Raw genomic sequence first — 17,113 nt, forward strand, 5'->3', positions numbered from 1 at the left:
GGAGGTGTGGCCGAGTGGTTTAAGGCACTGGTCTTGAAAACCAGCGAAGGGGTGACCCTTCCGTGAGTTCGAATCTCACCGCCTCCGCCACCGCTGCAAGCGCGCCATGGAGCGCCACCGCATGACGGTCCCCACCGCGCCGCGCTCATCGCTTTCGCGCATGAATGCACGTCCGGCGCACATCGTCCTGGCTCAATACGGCCGGGGCACCGGTCTCCTGGATGAAAAATCAACGCCGCCGCAGGACGCGGCGCGCACTGGCCAGCGGGCTGCAGCTTGGCAGCCGGACCCTGCTGGCACGCGGTATTGCCTTGCATGCGTTCTTGCGCCCGGCGCCCGGCACAGCGGCGAAGCAGCCCGCGCCAGCAGCTGAGGCAGGGTCTTTCGTTGGCTGGCCGGCGCCTGCAGACCGGGTGGCTGCGGCCGCGCCGTACACTTCGCCGCATGCCTGCCCGCCCCCTGGTCCTGCTGGTCGACGACGATGCCGAGCTGTCCGCCATGGTGGCCGAATTGCTCGCCCGTGAAGGCTGGGACACCCACTCGGTGCTCACCGCCGGCGATGCCGAACGGGCGCTGGCCACCCTCAGGCCGGATGCGGCCCTGCTCGACCTGATGCTGCCCGACGGCAATGGGCTGGACCTCTGCCGGCGCTGGCGGGCCGAGCATCCGGCACTGGGCATCGTGATGCTCACGGCCCGCGGCGACCCGCTCGACCGGGTGCTGGGACTGGAGATCGGCGCTGACGACTACCTGCCCAAGCCCTTCGAGCCGCGCGAGCTGGTCGCCCGCGTGCGCGCCCTGCTGCGCCGGCAGTCGCCGGCCCACCGCCAGCCGGGGACGGCGGCCTCGCTGCTGCGCTTCGACGGTCTGTGCATCGACCTGCTCAGGCGCGAGGTGCACATCACCACGGCGGCGCCCGGCACTGGCCAGGCGGTGGCCCTCACCAGCGTGGAGTTCAAGTTGCTGGTGGCGCTGGCACAGGCCTGCGGCGAGCCGCTCTCGCGGCAGCGGCTCAGCGCCGAAGTCCAGTCGGCCAACTACCGGCCGCTGGACCGCACGGTGGATGTCCAGGTCGCCCGCCTGCGCCGCAAGCTGCGCGACGCCAGCCCCGGCCGCGAGTGGATCGACACCGTGCGCGGCGAGGGCTACGTCTTCGTGCCGCGCGGCGCGGCCACCTGAGCCGGCATGGCTGGGCCGCGGTTCGACAGCCTGTTTGCGCGGCTGCTGCTCGCGCAGTCGCTGCTCGCGGTGGCCTTGTTCACTGTCTTTGGTGTCGTGTATGTGCGCGACCGCAACAAGACCGTCGCGGCCATGGCGGCTGCGCAGTGGGCCCCCGCGCTTGCAGCCGCCACCTCGGCGGCGTCCCCCACGCCCGACACCCCCCTCTCCCCCCTCGGCGGCGTGCGGCGGCTCAACCATCGGCCGCCCGGTGTCGATGCAGGCGCCACGCCCGCGCCGCGGCTGCGCATGTTCCAGCGCGAGCTGCAGGCGCGCGGCGTGGCGGTGCACCGACTGGCCTTCGATCCCGACGAGCAGCCGCAGCGCCGGCTCTGGCTGGAGCTTCGGGGCGCCGACGAGCGGCCCCTCTGGCTGGGCATCGACGCGCCGTTCCTGGCACCAGGCAACAGCACGCGCCTGCTGCTCGGCCTGGCCCTGGGCGGCGCCCTGGTCATCGCCTTGTCGTGGGCGCTGGCGCGCCGGCTGACGGCACCGTTGACGCGGCTGCACCGCCGCATCGCTGGCGGACCGGGGGCCGTCGAGCCCGCGCCGATGCGGCGCGCACCGCCCGAGGTCGCCGAGATCGAGCAGGCCTACCACCAGCTGCTGGCCCGGCTGCAGGCCCAGCAGGCCGAGCGCTCGCTGCTGCTGGCGGGCGTGTCGCATGACCTGCGCAGCCCGTTGGGCCGCATCCGCCTGGCGGCCGAGCTGCTGCCCGCCTCGCCCGACTGCGCCCCGCGCCAGGCCGCCATCGTGCGCAACGTGGCGGTGGCCGACCGGCTCATCGAGAGCTTTCTCGACCTGGTGCGATCGGAACAGCTGGCGCTCGATGAGCCGGTGGACCTGGCCGACGCCGCGCGCCGCGTGGCCGCCAGCTTCGAATGCGATGCAGCGGTGCTGCAGGTCACCGCCCCGCGCAGCCTGGAGCTGCCCCGCGCTCATCAGCACTTGGTGGAACGCGCGCTGTTCAACCTGATCGACAACGCGTTGAAGCACGGTCGGCCGCCGGTGCGCCTGACGGTCTCGGCCGCGGCGCCGGGTGAGGCCCGGGTCGAAGTGATGGACCATGGCCCCGGCATGCCGGACACCGCCGCCCGCCTGCGGGCCTTGCAGGCCTTCTCGCGCGGCGACGGCAGCCGGCAGACGGCCGGCTCGGGCCTGGGGCTGACGGTGGTGCAGCAGGTCGCCACCCGGCTGGGCGGCCAGCTCGAGTTCGACGGCGGGCCCGGCAGCTGGTGTGTCCGGCTGCGGCTACCGGCCGGCCCTGCCGGCGAGCCACGATGACCATCGCCCGCCATCGGCGAGCGCCCTTCTCGCCAGGGATCGAAAGCGCTGCTGCCGTCCTCAACGGCCCAACAGGTGTGCCACCACGGGATCGAGCGTGGCCAGGAAGCGCTCGACGCGGCCGGTGTAGCCGGGCTCCAGGCCGAGCAGCTCATTGATCTCGCGGTGGCTCAACGCCTCGGGCTCGACCTCGGCGACGGAGCCGAGCAGGCTGGCCCGGGCGGCGAAGCGCCGCGCCTCGTCGCAGGACGTCTGCCGCGGGATAGAGCACACCATCAGCAAGGGCGCCGCCTTCTGCTGCAGCAGGTGGTAGGGCGACACGCCGGGCCAATAGGCCGGATCGGCGCCAAAGGCATCGTCGTGCAGCGGGAAATGCGGCCCCTGCATCAGCGTGACGACGTCCAGCGCGGCGCTGTCCAGCAGCACGCTGCCCAGCCAGGCATTGACGCCGTGCCGCTGCGCGAGCGCGGGCGAGGACGCCAGCATGCCCACCAGGTGGGCGCCGGCAGAATGACCCAGCAGGATGAACTTGTTGCGGTCGCCGCCCCATTCCTCGGCGCGGCGCTGTGCCAGCGCGACAGCCCGGGCCACATCCCGGGCCTGCTCGTCCGGCGGGGTGCCGGGCAGCAGCCGGTAGTTGGTCGAGATCACCACGAAACCGAGCTCGGTCCAGCGCTGCACCTTGTTCTGGACGAAGGTGGCGTGCGCCTTGTCCCCGCGCTTCCAGCCACCACCGTGCACCATGAAGATCACCGGCGCCGAGCGCGCACGCAGCGGGCGATAGACGTCGAAGCGTTGCTCGGCCTGCAGACCGTAGGCAAGGTCCGCCACCAGCCGCACGCCGCGCGGCAAGTCCAGTGCAGCAGACGCGGCCGCATCGGCCTCCAGCATCTCGGCCTGGCCTCGTGCGGCCAGCCGCTCGGCCCAACGCTCACGCAGCGTCCCGGCACTGCCGGCCTGCCAGGCCAGCGCCAAGAGCGCGGCCACAAGGGCGCCGCGGCAGGCGGCACTCGAGGTCAATCGGTTCATCGTGGTCTCCCATGGCTTGCAGTCAAGGCGGCCTCCCGGGCCGGACACGGCATCATCGCAGCGCCCGCCGCCCCCATCGGCGGGCCGGCACCGCCCAAGCCATTGGAAGCCGAGCCCCGGCCAGCCCGACCGACGATCGACGACAAAATGCGACAGATCTGAAATATTGTGCCGGCCGGCCAGCGCCATGCCGCGTCGCAGTTTGCCCGGCCCGCCTATCCCCGATCCAGGGGCTGGTGCCACACACCCTGACCACCCACCGGCTGCCACGAGAGCCCGTGCTCACCCCGCCACCCCCCTGCCGAGCCGACGAATGGCAGTTGCGCGCGACGTGCGGTATTGAGCCGTGCCGGCCCGCAGCAAACAATCTGCCAACCCCTCGTTACCTTCGCGCCGGAATGGCGCCCCCTGTTTTTGGCCAAGGAGGCCACCCCAACATGGCTACCGCCTTCGACGTTGCGCGCTACATCCTCGAACAGCGCGGCTCGATGCCGGCGATGAAGCTGCAGAAGCTGGTGTATTACGCGCAGGCCTGGTCCACCGTCTGGGACCAGCAGCCGCTGTTCACCGAATCCATCGAGGCTTGGGCCAACGGCCCCGTGTGCCGGGAGCTCTATGTGGCACACAAGGGCCGGCTCAGCCTGTCCGCGGCCGATTTCCCCGAGCGTGCGCCCGGTGCGCTGAGCGAGGCCCAGTGTGTGGCCATCGATGCGGTGCTGGCCGTCTACGGCGACAAGTCCGCGCAGTGGCTGAGCGAGCAGACGCTGGGCGAAACGCCTTGGCAAAGCGCGCGCGCCCGCCTGACGCGCGGCGAAGGCGGCACCGGCGAGATCACCATCAAGGCGATGGCCGATTTCTATGCCGCCACCTTGCGGCAGATCGAAGCGGCCGAACCGGCCCCCTTGAGCGACTTCGTCGGCCTCTGCGCCTGAAGCCGGCCACCCACCCCGCGCTCCGCATCCCACGGCGGCGAAGAAGGCCGCGCCGCGGTCTGGCGGCAGTTGCCCCGATGACTCGGTGTGTGTCGCCCAGCCGGCCTCGGTCTGCGACAGGGTCCACACCAGCACCGTCGGCCACTCGCCCCGGTTGCCGGCACTTCCGTTTTCGCCTGCCTCGCGCCCTTGCCGCCGGGCGGTGCCGCCGACGACGGCTGCAGTCGCCGCCTGGCAATCGCGCTTTCACACGCCGCCACAGCGGCCATAGGCGGCCATAGGCGACCGTCACCGACCGGACGGCAGCTGCCAGCTGCGCACGCCAGGGCAGCCGTCGTTGGCCGCCCGCACTGCCGTACTGCCGCGGTGTGGGCCTGGCGGCTGCCCTTGCGCGGTGCCGATCGGCATGGCCGGCGTCGCCGGCCCACCCCCTCAGGCGGTCGTCCGCCGCCTCAGCGGCGGCCCGGGACGGCGTCTTCTCGCCGCAAGCGCTCGATCAAGGGACCCAGGGTGGGCGCCTGCACCAGGAGGCTGAACAAGACCACCGCGTAGGAAGCGGTGATGAGCATCGGCCGGCCTTCGAGCTGCGGCAGGGACAACGCGAGCGCGATCGAGATGCCGCCGCGCAGGCCGCCCCAGGTCAGCACCTTCACCGCATGCGGCTCGCTGCCGCGCTCCACCCGCGACAGCCCCAGCGACACGACCACGCTCAACCAGCGCGCGATCAGCACCACCGGGATGGCAATGGCCGCCGCAACGATGTTCTCCAGGCCGAAGGACAGGGCCAGGATCATGATGCCGATCAGGCCGAACAGCACCAGGTTGAGGATCTCGTCCAGCAAGGTCCAGAACGAGAACAGGTGCTCGCGGGTGGCCTCGCTCATGGCCCGCGTGGCGCCCTTGTTGCCCACCATCAGCCCGGCCACCACCACGGTCAGCGGTGCCGACACGTGCAGCGCCTCCGCCAGGCCATAGCCGCCGATGGCCGCTGCCAGCGTCGTCAGGATCTCGACCAGGTAGCTGTCCACGTCGCGCAGCAGCCGCACCACGCCCCAGCCCAGCAAGAGGCCCAGGCCGATGCCGCCGGCCACTTCCTTCACCAGCAGCAGCATCGTGCCGCCGACGGTCGGCGCCCCCTTGCCGCTGGCCAGCCCGAGCAGCAGCAGGAAGGCCACCACCGCGGTGCCGTCGTTGAACAGGCTTTCGCCGGTGATCTTCAGTTCGACGTTCTTCGGCGCGCCGGCCTTCTTCAGGATGCCGAGCACGGCGATCGGGTCGGTCGGTGAAATCAGCGCGCCGAACACCAGGCAGTGCAGCAGCGGTATCGGCTGCCCGGCCAGCAGCAACCCGTAGTGCAAGCCATAGCCCACCACCAGGGTGGACGAGACCACGCCCAGGGTGGCAAGCAGGAAAATCGGCAGCAGCCGGGTCTTCAGCTCGGAGAAGTTGACATGCAGGCTGCCGGCAAAGAGCAGCAGGCCGAGCAGGCCATGGAAGACGACTTCCGAGAAATCGATGTGCTGGATCAGCGCCTGCGCCTGGCGCACGCCAGAGCCGGAGAAGCCGAACAGCAGCAACACCAGCGACGCCACCAGGCCCACCACGGTCGTGCCCAGCGTGTCGGGCAGCCGGATGAACCGATGGTTGATGTAGCCGAAGATGGCCACGGCAGTGAGGACGGCCCCCGACACCTCGAACAGCGTCATTGTTCTCCTTCATTAAAGAGTGACGGCAGGACGCCTGCCGCTGCACTTGTTTTCGTCACGAGTTTAAAGGCCGGCGGGCGGTCCGGCGCTCGCCGGCGCTGGGCGGCCGGGTCGGGACGTTGGCCGGTGCAAGCGGGCCAGGCGGTGCACGGTGAGCGCTGCCGACCGGCGCAGCGTGCGGCCGGGCGGCCACGGGGGCCGCCGGGCCGCGCCTTGCTCCGGTGACGCAGCCGCAGGAGCAGGCCCCAAGGACGCCGGGCGCCAGGGACCGGCAGTGGCAGCGGCACCGGCACCCGCGTGAGCAGCTCCTCACGCGCGGCGACGCACCACCTCGTCGAAGAGCTCGCCCAGGCGGCCCACTTCGACCGGCTTGGTGAGGTGGGCATCGAAGCCCAGGGCGGCGGTCTTCTCGCGGTCGCCGGGCTGGCCGTAGCCGGTCATCGCCGCGATGTAGAGGGGGTGCGTGGCCGGCCGCTCCCGCAGTTGCCGCACGACCGAGAAGCCGTTGCTGCCCGGCATGTTGAGATCCAGCAGGACCACTTCCGGCTTGAACTCGGCGGCCACCCGCAGGGCGTGCTCGCCGTCGTAGACCGCCACCGCTTCGTGGCCCATCAAGGCGAGCACGTGCACCATGGTGTCGGCCGAGTCGACGTTGTCGTCCACCACCAGGGTCCGTACCGAAGGGCCGCGTGGCATGTCGTCGGGCGGCTGCAGGCCGGCGGCCGCACGCTGCGCCTGGGGCGCCAGCCGCGGCAGGCGGACGGTGAAGGTGCTGCCCGCGCCCGGGCCAGCACTCTGCGCCGAGATCACGCCGCCATGCATTTCCACCAGGGTGCGCGCCAGCGTCAAGCCGATGCCCAGGCCGCTTTCGGAGGGCGAGCCGCTGCCGCCCTGCACGAAGAGATCGAACACCTTCGGCAGCGCGTCCGGCGCAATGCCGCGGCCGTTGTCGGTCACCGAGGCCACCACCGTCTCGCTCTCCAGCGTCACCTGCAGGCCGATGCTGCCGCCATCCTCGGTGTACTTGGCTGCATTGGTCAGCAGGTTCTGGATCACCTGCACCAGGCGGGTGTCGTCGCCCATCACTTCTACCGGCTCCGGCGGCAACTCGATGGACAGGCGGTGCCGCCGCGCCTCGATGAGGGGCCGCACCGTCTCGACGCTGCGCTGCACCACGTCGCGGAAGGACACCGGCTCGCGCCGCAGGCTCATCTTGCCGGTCGCGATGCGGCCGACATCCAGCAGGTCGTCCACCAGCCGCGTGAGGTAGCTCAGCTGGCGATCGATGATGTCACGGCAGCGCCGCAGGGTGGGCGACTGCATTGGCTCCAGCTGCATGATGCTGACCGCGTTGCGGATGGGAGCCAGCGGGTTGCGCAGCTCATGGGCCAGCATCGCGAGGAATTCGCTCATGCGCCGGCTGGACTTTTCCAGGTCGAGCAGGCGGCGCGATTCGCTCATGTCGCGTGTCACCTGCGCAAAGCCGCGCAGTCGGCCGTCTTCCTCGTAGACCGGCGAGGTCACCACATGTGCCCAGAACACGCTGCCATCGCGACGCATCCGCCAGCCCTCGTCCTCGGCCCGCCCCTCCTGCAGCGCCTTCGCCAATTCGCGCACTCCGTGGCCGGACTGCACGTCCTGCGCGGTGTGGAACACGGAAAAGTGCCGGCCGAGGATGTCGCTGCCCAGGTAGCCGGTGATGGCGGTCGCGCCGGCGTTCCAGCTCTCGATGCGGCCCTGCGGGTCGAGCATCACGATGGCGTAGTCCTTGACGCCGTCGGCCAGCAGCCGGAAGCGTTCCTCGCTGCGGCGCAGCTCCTCCTCCTGCTGCTTGCGGCTCGTCAGATCGCGGGTGACCTTGGCGAAGCCATAGGGCTGGCCCTGCTCGTCGCGCAGGCACGTGATGGTGACACTGGCCCAGAAACGCTGGCCGTCCTTGCGCAGCCGCCAGCCTTCATCGTGGAAGCGTCCGCGCTCGCGGGCCAGGCGCAATTCCTCGATCGGCCACCCCACCTCAAGGGCAGCCGGCGGGTAGAACAGCGTGAACGGCCGGCCGATGATCTCGTGGGCCGCCCAGCCCTTGATCTTGCGGGCGCCGCGGTTCCACGTCTGCACGACGCCGTTGAGGTCCAGCATGAAGATGGCGTAGTCCTCGATGCCCTCCACCAGCTGGCGGAAACGTTCTTCGCTGTGCCACAACAGGGTGTCCGGGGACTGCGCCGCGCCGGCGTCTTTGTCGATGTGCACCGTGGGTTCCTTCCTGTTCTCGAGGCCCTGCGCGGTGCGCTCTCCTGCCCCGCGGCCGCCAGGACCGTGCCGACGCGCGCCGCTGGTCCAGCGCCTGCGTCCCAGGGCCTATTGTGTGCCGCCCCCGCCACCAGGGAGCAACAACTTTGGCCCCTTGCGGGGCCCGCCGGCCCTGCCCGGCAGCTTGGGCCCCGCCGAAGCGGCGTCCCCCGGTCATCCCGCTGTCATGTGCGCCGACCACAGTGGCAGTGCGCCCATGCCACAGCGGGGTGCCGTCCGACAGACACACAGCCTTCCGTCCACCCAGCCGCCCTGCCCCCGTCATGGAACCGCTCGACCCACTGCAATGGCTGGAGCGCGCCCAGAGCCGCTACCGCAGGCGCCGGCCCTGCCAGCCGGCGCCGGAGGCCGCCGAGGTGGCCGCCGAGCTCTGGCAGGAACGTCGCGGCCGCGACACGCCCGAAGACGCGGTCGACGACCACCTGCTGGCCGACGACAGCCTGCTCGACAGCTCGCGCGACTGAGCCGGCGCGCTTCGCACGCTGTCAGGCGCTGCAGGTGCGGTTCTTCCCGCTGCGCTTGGCTTCGTAGAGCGCCTCGTCGGCCCGGTCCAGCGCCTCTTCCAGCCGCTCGCCGTCACGGTAGAGCGTGACACCGGCCGAGAAGGTGACGAAGACCTGCTTGTCCTCGTGCATGAAGAAGCTGGCGGTCAGGGTCCGCTGCAGCCGCGTCAGCACCACGCAGGCCTCGTCGGTGGTGGTCTCCGGCAGGAGCACCACAAACTCCTCGCCGCCGTAGCGGGCCACCGTGTCCATGGGCCGCAACGCCTGCTTGACGTTCTGGGCCAGGAACTTCAGCGCCTGGTCGCCGGTCTGGTGGCCCAGGGTGTCGTTGAGCTTCTTGAAGTTGTCGATGTCCAGCAGGCCCACCGACAGCTCGCGGCCTGAGCGCTGCATGCGCGCATGCTCGGTCGCGAAGGCCTGGATCAGGCCGCGCCGGTTGGCGATCTCGGTGAGCTGGTCGGTCGACACCTCGGTGGACAGGCGCTGCAGCTCGGTCTCCAGCTCGCGCACCCGCTCCTGCAGCTGCCCGGCCTCGGCCTGCTCCGACTGCAGCCGTTGCTGCGTCTGGCCCACCGCGCTCTGCACGGTCTTGGTCTCCTCCACCAGCGCCTTCACGACGCCGGCCAGGCTGTCGAGGGAGTCCGCCTGCTCGATAACGTCGGCATAGCGGCCCATGCTGTCGTGGAAGCGGCCGGTCTGCGCGCTGAGCTCGGCGATTTCCTGCAGCATGGTGTTGATGACCTGCTTGAGGACGTCGCGCGCCTGGTTACGCTGGCTCTTCAGCGTGTGCTGCTGTATGCGGGCGCCATGCAACAGATGGCTGACCGAGCGCACGGTGCGTGCCGTCAGGCCCTCCTGCAGCTTGGCACGCATGGCCTCGCACTGGCCCTGCACCCAGCTGCCGTCCTCGGCCAGCTCGGCCAGCCCGCCGGTCAGCTCGCCGCACAAGCCGTGCAGCTGGGCCATCAGGTGCTGGCGGTGCTCCAGCAGGCGCTGGGCGTCGCCGGCCCAGCCACGCCAGTCCTCGGCCAGCTCTTCGTCGGCCTCGTCCTCCAGGGCCAGCATCAGTTCTTCCAGCCGGGACATCATGCGCACGCAGCGCGGGTCATCGGCCGGCAAGGCCGGCGTGACGGCGCTCGACAGCTCCCGCACCACCGCCTGCCAGGCCGGCGGCAGCCGTTCTTCCTGCAGTTCGGCGCCGGCGGCGGGGACGGCCGCCCGGGCCACCGATCCAGGCACCGCTGGCACCGCTGGCACTGCTGGCACCGCCGGCGCGGCTGGCACCGCTGGCGGCTGCACCGCGGCGGCGGCCGATTCGGCCTCGGCGGCGGCTTCCAGCAGCCCGGTGTGGTCCGGCGTGTCGCTGTCCCAGCTGCCGGCCAGCTGGCCCAGGCGCTGCTGCAGGCGCTGGGCGTCGGCGCGGCTGCCGGCCAGCACACGCTGCAGGCTGTCCTTCCTGCGGCCGCTGGTCCATTGCCGGCCGCCGCGTTCCACGCCCTTCACCAGGCGATCGATCAAGTCGGCCCAGGCCTGGCCCTCGGCGGCCGCCGTATCCTCGCGCAGGCCGGGCAGCAGTTTCTCCGCCTGCTCCCAGCGCCCCTGCTGCAGCGCCTCCAGCAGGCGCGGCTGGGCCAGGCCTTGGGCCGCGGCCAGCTGCTCGAACAACCGCAGCGCAGCCGCCGGCAGTGCGGGCTCGGGCGCCTCCCGCTCACCAGCCTCGGCACGGTAGGCGCGCTGGTAGTTCTCGGGGGTGGGCTCCAGGCGTTCCTGGGCCAGCCGGCGCAAGGCGGCCTTCGCCAACTGGGCCGGCGGCAGGCCGGCCGACGTGGCGGTGCCGGCGGCGCGGCCGGCAAGGGAGGTCGGATCCATCACTCAGGTTCTCGGGGCACGGTTCACAGGGTGGTCTTGGCGCGTTCGCCCGCGCCCGGCAGGGTGTCGCCCGCGTCGGGCAGGCCGGGCAAGCCCGGTGGCAGGGGTTGTGCGGCACGCCCGCCGGCCAGGCTGGCCTGGTGCAGCAGCGCCTCGATGTCGGCAGCCGGCAGGGGCTTGCTGAACAGGAAGCCCTGCATGATCGTGCAGCCCAGGCGGTTGAGCACCTGCATCTGCAGCTCGGTCTCCACGCCCTCGGCGATCACCCTCAGCCCGAGCGAGCGGGCCAGCGCGATGATGGCGGTGACCACCGCCGAGCTTTCCGGCCGCACGCCCAGGTCGCGCACGAAGGAGCGGTCGATCTTCAGTTCGCTGATCGGCAGCGTCGTCAGGTAGGCCAGCGAGGAATAGCCGGTGCCGAAGTCGTCGATGGAGATCGCCACGCCGATGCCGTTGAGCCGGGTCAGGGCGGGGATGACGTTCTGCAGGTCCTTCATCAGCCCGGTTTCGGTGATCTCGAGCTCCAGGCAGCGCGGGTCCACATGCTGCTCCTGCATGCCGGCCTGGATGCGCTCGACCAGGTCGCTGCGCTGGAACATGCGGCTGGGCAGGTTGACGGCGATGGCGGCGTCGAAGCCGAAGGCGCGCTGCCACTGGCGGGCCTGCCGGGTCGCCTCGCGGATGGCCCAGTAGCTCATCGGGATGATCAGCCCGGTTTCCTCGGCCAGCGGGATGAACTCGCCCGGCGGCACCAGCTGGTTGCCGCGTTTCCAGCGCATCAGCGCCTCGGCACCGACATAGCGGCCGCTGCGCACGTCGAGCTTGGGCTGGTAGTGCAGCACCAGCTCCTCACGCTCCAGCGCCTTGTGCAGCGCGCTCTCCAGCTCCAGCTTCTCGCGGCCCTTGCCGGCCAGCTGGGGGGTGTAGATGGAATGCGCATTGCGCCCCTGCGCCTTGACCGAATACATCGCGACGTCGGAGTTGCGCAGCAGGTCGGCCACCGTCTGGCCGTCGCGCGGGTACAGCGCAATGCCGACGCTGGCGGTCACGAAGCATTCCTGCCCCCCCACCAGCACCGGCTCGCGCAGCGCCTCCAGGATGCGCCCGGCCACCCGCTCGGCATCGCGCTCGTCGCCCACCTCGGACAACAGCGCCACGAACTCGTCGCCGCCGAGCCGCCCCACCGCCTCCAGCGTGCGGTGGGCCCGCGAGGTGACGCTGTCGAAGGTGGCGTCGATCACCTGGTCGGAATGCCGCACGCAGCCGCGCAGCCGGCGCGCCACCTCCACCAGCAGCTCGTCGCCGGCGGCATGGCCCAGGGTGTCGTTGATGATCTTGAAGCGGTCGAGGTCGATCAGCAGCAGGCCGACCTGGTGCCCCAGGCTGCGCGCATGGTCGATGGCGCGCTCGGCCCGCCAGATCAGCTGCCGGCGGTTGGGCAGGCCGGTGAGCGAGTCGAAGTTCGCCAGGTGCTTGATCTTGTCCTCGGCGATGCGGCGGTCGGTCACGTCCTGCACGATGCCGTTGTAGGCCAGCACGCTGCCGTGCTCGTCGAACTCGGGCTCGGCCTCCAGGTGCAGCACCCGGTGCCGGCCGTCGAGCAGGTGCACCGGCACGTCGGTGCACAGCACGGTGTAGTGGCGCAGCACCTCGCGCAGGATGGCGAAGAAGGCGGTGCGCTCGTTCTTCGGGATCATGCGCAGCACGGTGTTCACGCTCAGGTGGTCGCCGGGGCCCAGGCCGAAGACCCGCAGCCCCTCGGAGGAGAACACCAGCTCGTTGCGCCCGGGCCGCCAGTCGAAGCTGCCCATGCGCGCCAGGTCCTGGGCGCGCGCCAGCTGCGCCTTGCTGCGCTCCAGCTCCTGCCGGGTGCGCGAGGAGCGCAGCAGGTAGCGCAGGCGGCCGGCCAGCAGGCTCCACTGGTTGGACTTGACGAAAAAGTCGGTCGCGCCGGCCTCGTAGGCCCGGTTGATCGAGGCTTCGTCGTCGAGGCCGGTGAGCATCAGCACCGGCATCGAGTAAAAGCCCGCCATGTCGCGGATCTGCCGGCAGGTCGCGAAGCCGTCCAGCCCGGGCATGATGGCGTCGAGCACGATCATGTCGGGCGACCAGTCGGCCAGCATGCGCAGTGCCTCTTCACCGCTGCGCGCCTCGGTGATCGAAAAGCCGCGTTCGCGCAGGGCGATCGACGTCAGCAGCAGGTTCACCTCGTCGTCGTCGACGAGCAGCACGGTGGTCTGCTCGGGATCGGCGTCTCGGATGGCGGAAACGTTCATCAGTCGGACCCCAGCAGCACGGCCAGGCTGGCCAGGACGCGGTCGGCCTCCCGCCGGATGGCGTCGACATGCTCGTCGAAAGGTCCCGGATGGCCTTCGCGGATCGCTTTCTCCAGGTCGGCGCACTGCTCCGACAACGTCAGCGCGCCCACGCTCGCACTCGACGACTTGAGCGTGTGCGCCACGAACCGGATGCCGGCACTGTCGTTGATCTGCCGGGCCTCCACCATCTGCGGCACCAGCTTCAGCAACGACCCGTGGAAGACGCGGAACAGTCGCGGCAGCAGCCCGCTCTGGCCTTGGGGGTCGAGTTCGCGCAGCCGTGCGACGGCCTCGGCGTCGAATACCTCGGGGTCCGGTGTGAACATGTTCGGCTCCATGTTGGCGGGCTTGGGCGAGACGCTGCCTTCCTCGTCCTCGTCACCGGCATTCGGCGCGCCTGCCACGGGCGCCACGGCTGGCTGCAGCCAGCGCGTCAGCACCGCGAGCAGCTGGTTTTGCCGGAAGGGCTTGGACAGGTAGTCGTCAAATCCCTGGGCGAGGAACCGCTCTTCATCCCCGCCCAGGGCATTGGCGGTGACGGCCAGCACCGGCGTGCCAGGCGGCGTCTTGAAGTCGAAGCGCCCGCCGGGCCCCCGCTTGAACCAGCGCAGCGTCTCGACACCGTCCATGCCGGGCATCTGGATGTCCATCAGCACCAAATCGAAACGATGTTCGCACAACGCGCGCAAGCCCTCCACCCCCGAGTGCGCAATGCGCGTGCGGCAACCCAATCTGTGAAGCATTTGGTGCATCACTTCCTGGTTCACCCGGTTGTCCTCGATCACCAGCACCTCGCGCCCGAGCATCGGAAGCGGCTGCTCACGCTCGGCGGCCGGCAGTGCGGCCACGCCGAGGATGGCCTGGCGCAGTTCGACCTTGCGCACCGGCTTGGAGACGAAGCGGTGGAAGCCCGCATCGTGCGCCACACGCACGTCGTCCGGGCTGCTCACGGAGGACAGCAGCATCAGCTTGAGCCGCTCGAAGCCCGGCTCGGCCCGCAGCGCACGGGCCAGTTGCAGGCCGTTCATGCGCGGCATCGCCATGTCGACCAGCGCCAGGTCGAAGCGCCCGCCGCTGTCGCGGTCGTGGCGCAGCAGCTCCAGGGCCTCGAGCCCGTCGCCGGCCACCGCGACGCGCATGCCCCAGGCGCCCAGCAGGTTCTCCAGCACGGTGCGGTTGGTCTCGTGGTCTTCCACCACCAGCACCCGCAGCGCCGGCATTTCCAGCGCGTCGAGCCCCCCGGTATCGGAGGCGGCGGCCACCTCGCCGAGCGGCACCCGCAGGCAAAACCGCGAGCCTTGCCCGGGCTCGCTATGCACCGAGATGGTGCCACCCATCAGCTCGGCCAGCTGGCGCGAGATGGCCAGGCCCAGGCCGGTGCCGCCATAGCGGCGTGCCATGCCGCCATGTGCCTGGGTGAAGGCATTGAACAGCCGGGGCAGCACCTCGGGCGCGATGCCGATGCCGGTGTCCTGCACGGCGAATTCGACCCAGAGGCGTCCATCCGGCGCCTCGCCGGCCCCGCGCGCAACGTCGACGATGACCTCGCCACGCTCGGTGAACTTGATCGCGTTGGCCACCAGGTTGGTCAGCACCTGGCGCAGGCGCAGCGGGTCGCCGTGCACGCTCGCGGGCAGGCCGGGCTGCTCGCGGAAGTTGATCTCCAGCGACTTCTCATGCGCCCGCGGCGCCATCAGCTCCAGCGTGTCTTCGACCACGGCGCGCAGCGAGAAGTCGGTCGGCGCCAGCTCCAGCTTGCCGGCTTCGATCTTGGAGAAGTCAAGAATGTCATTGATGATTTCAAGCAGGCTTTCCCCGGAACGGTAGACCGCATGTGCGAAGCGCCGCTGCTTGTCGTTCAGCGGGGTGCCCAGCAGCAGCTCGGTCATCCCGAGGATACCGTTCATCGGCGTGCGGATCTCATGGCTCATGTTGGCCATGAACTGGCTCTTGGACCGGCTGGCCGCCTCGGCGGCATCCCGGGCCCGGTGCAGCTCGCGCTCGCGTTCGTGCTGCTCCGTGATGTCGGTGCACAGCCCGTAGACGCGCACCTCGCCATCGGGCAGGCGGCGCGAGCGGGTACGGGTGCGCAGCCAGCGCAGTCCGCGCGTCGGGTGCTGCAAGCGGTAGATGATGTCCACTGGCAGCAGCTGCCGCTCGCGAGTTTCGCGCTCCTCGCGCAGCGCCAGCTCCTCGGCCGGGATGTGCTCCAGGTAGCGGGTGGGGTCGGCGGCATGCTCCTCGGCCGTCACACCCCAGAAGTCGTACAGCCGGCGACTCACGTAAGCGAAGCGGGTGCGCTCCGGGTTGGCGATGAACAGGTGGTCGTCCACCGCATCGGCGAACTCGTTGAAGCGCGCCTCGGACTCGACCAGCGCGCCTTCGGCCCTGCGGCGCTCGGTGAGGTCGCGGGCCAGCACCAGCAAGGCGCGCGGGGAGCCGTCGGGATGGCGCAGCGCCAGGTAGCGCATGTTCAGGTAGCGCTCGCCGCGCCGCGTCGGCCAGACCAGCTCGTCCTCCACCGAGGCGACCCCCGCGAGCGCCTTGCGCACCGAGGGCCCGACCAGCTCGCTGACCTGCCGGCCGTAGGCCTGCAACGGCGGCCGGCCCACCATGTCCTCGCGGCGCAGCTCGAACTCCTGCTCGGCATGCCGGTTCACGCTCAAGACCTGCAGCTCGCCGGGCTCGACGACAAACAGGCTGACCGGCAGGTGCTCGATCAGCTCGTTCAGCCGTTCGCGCTCGCGCTCCAGTTGCTCGGCCCGCTGCTGGCGCTCGGTGATGTCGGTCAGCACGCCGAGGAAGACAAAGCGCCCGCCCTGCTCGTCGAGCACATAGGCGGCGTCCAGCTCGGCCCAGTACAGCTCGTGCGCATCGCCCTCCAGGCGACGGCGGGCCTGCAGCGTCAGGCGGAAGTTCTGCTGCGCCTGCACGGCCGCCTGCAGGGTGCGCGCCGCGTCTTCCGATGCCGACGCCTCGCGCATCAGCCCCCAGCCGTCGCGGCCCACCACCGTCGCGGCCGCCAGGCCGGTGATGCGGGTGAAGGCGTCGTTGACCCATTCGATGCGACCCTCCCGGTCGGCAATGATCATGCCGCTGCCGGCACGGTCCGCCAACATGGCCAGGCGGCGCGAGCGTTCGTTGCTTCGCCGCATGACCAGGTGGGCCAGTTCGCGGCGCGCCAGTTGCGACAACTGCGCCATGGCGAGCGACAGCAGCCGCTCGCCGTCGGGCCGGGCCTCGTCCACCGGGTCGTAGCCTTCCAGCAGCGCCACCGGCGCATCGTCCGACCAGACAGGCAAGGCCCAGGCCCGCCGGGTGCCGCGCGGGCGCAGCGCGTGGGCGCTGCCGGGCCCCGGCTCGCCGAGCGCCGCGGCCCAGACCGGCCGGTGGGCAGCAATTGCGCTGCCGCTCAGGCCGTCGTCGCGGTGCACCGTGTGCAGCAGGCCCAGATCGAGCCGGCCCTCGCGGCCACCATCGCGTTCGTCCCAGGGGAAGGCCAGGCCGGTCTCGCCGTTCCAGTCCTCCACCCGCAGCACGGCCCAGGCGGCCGCGCCGCTGCGCTCGGCCAGCAGCCGGCCCACCGCTTCGAGCGCCGGGCCGAGGTGGCGGGCCTGGTGCACCGCGTCGAGGAGGGCTTCGGTGGCCTCCAGGCGCTGCCGCACCGCCTGGTCCTGTGTCCCCGCAGCCGCGGCCGGCCGTGCCTCGCCGCCCGCCGGGCGGCGCCAGGCCAGCATCAGGGCCGCCAGGCCAAGGCCGAACGAGACGGCCGCCGCCGGCCCTTGCCAGGACAACGCGGCGATCCAGCCTGTCAGGCCCAGCGAGGCAACGGCGGCCAGGTAAGTGGTGGTCTTGCGGTTCATCAAATGGTTGCGGCCCCGGCTGCCGGAAGCGGAGCGGCCGCCTCCTCCTCGCACCCGCGGGATCGTCTCTCTCGTTTTCGACCG

At 71.0% G+C, this 17,113-nt stretch carries 10 protein-coding genes and 1 tRNA gene; 5 read left to right on the top strand and 6 right to left on the bottom strand.

The genetic code is table 11. The features are described 5' to 3' along the window. The 3 genes from N7L95_RS08725 to N7L95_RS08735 all read left to right on the top strand — a co-directional run bounded on the left by N7L95_RS08725 (position 1) and on the right by N7L95_RS08735 (position 2,502). Positions 1 to 90: transfer RNA gene (locus tag N7L95_RS08725), tRNA-Ser, on the top strand. Positions 91 to 444: 354 nt separating this feature from the next. Continuing rightward, positions 445 to 1,179, top strand: coding sequence for a response regulator transcription factor (locus N7L95_RS08730; protein WP_301259429.1), 735 nt, complete (start codon positions 445 to 447; stop codon positions 1,177 to 1,179). A 6-nt stretch (positions 1,180 to 1,185) separates the two neighbouring features. Further along, a complete protein-coding gene (locus N7L95_RS08735) occupies positions 1,186 to 2,502 on the top strand; it encodes a sensor histidine kinase (protein WP_301259430.1) in 1,317 nt (438 codons plus the stop codon). Positions 2,503 to 2,562: 60 nt separating this feature from the next. On the opposite strand, the gene N7L95_RS08740 is transcribed toward N7L95_RS08735, so the two are convergent. Next, positions 2,563 to 3,531: an alpha/beta hydrolase gene (locus N7L95_RS08740; protein WP_301259432.1), complete on the bottom strand. Its 969-nt coding sequence runs from the start codon at positions 3,529 to 3,531 to the stop codon at positions 2,563 to 2,565. 437 nt (positions 3,532 to 3,968) lie between these two features. Here N7L95_RS08740 and N7L95_RS08745 point away from each other — a divergent pair, with 437 nt between their 5' ends. Then, on the top strand, positions 3,969 to 4,463 hold the full coding sequence (locus N7L95_RS08745) for a Panacea domain-containing protein (RefSeq protein ID WP_301259433.1): 495 nt from the start codon (positions 3,969 to 3,971) through the stop codon (positions 4,461 to 4,463). Between the two features lie 452 nt (positions 4,464 to 4,915). Here N7L95_RS08745 and N7L95_RS08750 read toward each other — a convergent pair whose 3' ends face one another. Then, positions 4,916 to 6,169 carry a cation:proton antiporter gene (locus tag N7L95_RS08750; RefSeq protein WP_301259434.1) on the bottom strand — a complete coding sequence of 418 codons (1,254 nt, stop codon included), beginning with the start codon at positions 6,167 to 6,169 and terminating at the stop codon, positions 4,916 to 4,918. 309 nt (positions 6,170 to 6,478) lie between these two features. Next, positions 6,479 to 8,416, bottom strand: a complete 1,938-nt coding sequence (locus N7L95_RS08755; RefSeq protein ID WP_301259435.1) for a PAS domain-containing hybrid sensor histidine kinase/response regulator — start codon at positions 8,414 to 8,416, stop codon at positions 6,479 to 6,481. Between the two features lie 323 nt (positions 8,417 to 8,739). On the opposite strand from N7L95_RS08755, the gene N7L95_RS08760 reads away from it, so the two are divergent. Then, a complete protein-coding gene (locus tag N7L95_RS08760; protein WP_301259436.1) occupies positions 8,740 to 8,940 on the top strand; it encodes a hypothetical protein in 201 nt (66 codons plus the stop codon). Positions 8,941 to 8,961: 21 nt separating this feature from the next. Here N7L95_RS08760 and N7L95_RS08765 read toward each other — a convergent pair whose 3' ends face one another. From N7L95_RS08765 to N7L95_RS08775, 3 genes are read right to left on the bottom strand one after another with little or no spacing between them, the layout of a single operon-like run. Then, on the bottom strand, positions 8,962 to 10,848 hold the full coding sequence (locus tag N7L95_RS08765) for a GGDEF domain-containing protein (protein ID WP_301259437.1): 1,887 nt from the start codon (positions 10,846 to 10,848) through the stop codon (positions 8,962 to 8,964). A gap of 23 nt (positions 10,849 to 10,871) precedes the next feature. Further along, positions 10,872 to 13,124 carry a putative bifunctional diguanylate cyclase/phosphodiesterase gene (locus N7L95_RS08770; RefSeq protein WP_301259438.1) on the bottom strand — a complete coding sequence of 751 codons (2,253 nt, stop codon included), beginning with the start codon at positions 13,122 to 13,124 and terminating at the stop codon, positions 10,872 to 10,874. After that, positions 13,124 to 17,029 carry a response regulator gene (locus N7L95_RS08775; RefSeq protein WP_301259439.1) on the bottom strand — a complete coding sequence of 1,302 codons (3,906 nt, stop codon included), beginning with the start codon at positions 17,027 to 17,029 and terminating at the stop codon, positions 13,124 to 13,126. The genes N7L95_RS08770 and N7L95_RS08775 overlap by 1 nt, the downstream gene beginning before the upstream one ends. Positions 17,030 to 17,113 lie beyond the last annotated feature (84 nt).

Origin of the sequence: Eleftheria terrae (genome assembly GCF_030419005.1) — a bacterium.
GTDB classification, from domain to species: domain Bacteria; phylum Pseudomonadota; class Gammaproteobacteria; order Burkholderiales; family Burkholderiaceae_C; genus Caldimonas; species Caldimonas terrae.